At 72.4% G+C, this 1,589-nt stretch carries 2 protein-coding genes; both read right to left on the bottom strand.

The features are described 5' to 3' along the window. Nucleotide 1: 1 nt before the first annotated feature. Nucleotides 2-274, bottom strand: a complete 273-nt coding sequence (locus tag ACFW2Y_RS35440; protein WP_384887766.1) for a chaplin — start codon at nucleotides 272-274, stop codon at nucleotides 2-4. Nucleotides 275-582: 308 nt separating this feature from the next. Then, nucleotides 583-1,059: a hypothetical protein gene (locus ACFW2Y_RS35435; protein WP_384887764.1), complete on the bottom strand. Its 477-nt coding sequence runs from the start codon at nucleotides 1,057-1,059 to the stop codon at nucleotides 583-585. Nucleotides 1,060-1,589 lie beyond the last annotated feature (530 nt).

The raw sequence follows: 1,589 nt of genomic DNA, 5'->3' as shown, positions 1-1,589 counted from the left end.
ATCAGCCGCCGTAGCCGCCCATGCCGTGGCCACCGTCGGCGTTGATGCAGGTGTTGCCGAACGCCGGGTTCAGCAGCCCGACGACGTTGACGGTGTTGCCGCAGAGGTTGACCGGGACGTGGACCGGGACCTGGACGACGTTGCCGGAGGCGACACCGGGCGAGTGGGCGGCGACGGCCTCGGCGCCCGAGTCGGCGACGGCCAGGCCGGCTCCGCTGAGGGCGACAGCACCCGTGCCGGCGAGAACAGCGGCAGCCTTCGCGATGCGAGACATCAAGAACTCCTTGGACGTGGAAAGCGACCGCAGGAATCACGGCCGTCGTTCCCGTTCAACGCCGATGTCAGGGCCGGGTAACGGCCATTGCGCCGAACGGGAAGGAAAAGGACGAAGAAATGGCCCGCGGACCGAATGCCGTCCGTCGTCGGATACGACGGAACGGATTCGGCCGCGGGCCGCGGCCATGCGACAAGCCTTCTCTTGCAACGACCGACTTCCCTTGGGGTGGCGGGGAAGAATCGTGTCTTCACCCGCCCGGTGAAGAGGGCCGTTGAAGAGTCGTGCACAGGTTCGGGGACGGCGCGTCAGCCTGCGTCCGGCACCAGACCGAGCTGGGGATCCAGGGCACCGCTGAGCACCGGGGCGAGAAGGCCGACCTGGGGCTTCGCCAAGTCCGGGAGGCCCTGGAGCCCGTTGCCGCGCGGGGCCTCCACCGGATTGCCCAGGACGGCGCCGGGGGTGGCCGCCTTCATCTCCGAGTGCGGACTGCTGAGGAGGGCGCGGCCGGGCTCGCTGCCCTTGAGGAGTTCGGGGAGCGGTGCGTCGACGACGGTCTCCGGCAGGGTGCCGGTGAGCGGCACGCTGGGCAGGGTGACGTCCGGCAGCGCACCGACGCCCTTCTGGAAGCCGGTGGGCGCCCCGGGCATCGGGACGGGTACGCCGGTCGCCACGGTCGGCGCGTCCATCGGCAGGACGGGGTCGAGCCCCTGGAGCGGGACGACCACCGGTGCCTCGACGGCGGAGGCGGGAGCCGCCAGGGCGGCGGAGGCGAATGCGGTCATGAGGAGCCCCATGCCCGCGTGAGAACGCAGAGTCATGTGAGGTGAACGAGCCCCTTGGCCGAAACGTGGCGGGACTAACCCGTGTGCAGCAACGCACGGGGCCCTCACCGGTGATGGCGAGGGCCCCGGGTTGACGCGTCGTCGAGGTGCGGGCCGGATCAGTGGCGGCGGGCGATCCGTCCGCCGCGGAGGTAGACGACGGTGCCGCCGATGACCAGGGCCGCGCTGATCGCAGCCGCCCCCATCAGCATCGGCTCACTTCCGGTGTCGGGGAGCTGGGGGTGCCCGGGCGTGGTGGGCGGGGTCGAGGGCTCCTCGCAGCCTTCCTCGGGCTCATGACCGGGCGTGGGCCCCTCACAGTCGCCGGGACCTCCCGGATGGGGCGGCGGAGTCGTGGTGGGAGGCGTCGTCGGCGGGTGCGTCGGCGGGTGCGTCGGCGGGTGCGTCGGCGGGTGCGTCGGCGGGTGCGTCGGCGGGTGCGTCGGCGGGTGCGTCGGCGGGTGCGTCGGCGGGTGCGTCGGCGGGTGCGT

This window comes from Streptomyces sp. NPDC058877 (assembly GCF_042742855.1).
Taxonomy (GTDB): domain Bacteria; phylum Actinomycetota; class Actinomycetes; order Streptomycetales; family Streptomycetaceae; genus Streptomyces.
This window is presented reverse-complemented; position numbering and strand designations above follow the sequence as displayed.

Bases quoted from the DNA above. Each gene is read 5' to 3' on its own strand.
- ACFW2Y_RS35440 (WP_384887766.1), bottom strand. From the start codon at position 274: ATGTCTCGCATCGCGAAGGCTGCCGCTGTTCTCGCCGGCACGGGTGCT.
- ACFW2Y_RS35435 (WP_384887764.1), bottom strand. From the start codon at position 1,059: ATGACCGCATTCGCCTCCGCCGCCCTGGCGGCTCCCGCCTCCGCCGTC.